The 255-nt window shown below is 67.8% G+C and carries 1 pseudogene; it reads right to left on the reverse strand.

Features of this window, described 5'->3' with window-relative positions:
* Positions 1-255 (reverse strand): annotated as a pseudogene (locus EOD29_RS33270) (NAD(P)/FAD-dependent oxidoreductase); the annotation flags it as partial.

The following is a 255-nucleotide window of genomic DNA, read 5'->3' on the forward strand; positions in this document are numbered from 1 at the left end:
ACCAGCACGACGCGGGTCTTGCGCGTATCGATGTTGCGGAATTCGTCCGGCAGCGTGAAATGCGCGAGCTCGGCGATAATGCCGGCAAGCTCGACCCCGGTTGGCCCGGCGCCGACGATGGTGAAGGTCAGCAGCGCATCGCGTATCGCCGGATCGGCCTCCATCTCCGCCTTCTCGAAGGCGAGCAGCACCCGCCGGCGGATCGTCGTCGCGTCCTCCAGCGTCTTGAGGCCGGGCGCCACCGGCTCCCATTCG

The organism is Mesorhizobium sp. M1A.T.Ca.IN.004.03.1.1, assembly GCF_003997555.1.
Lineage (GTDB): Bacteria > Pseudomonadota > Alphaproteobacteria > Rhizobiales > Rhizobiaceae > Mesorhizobium.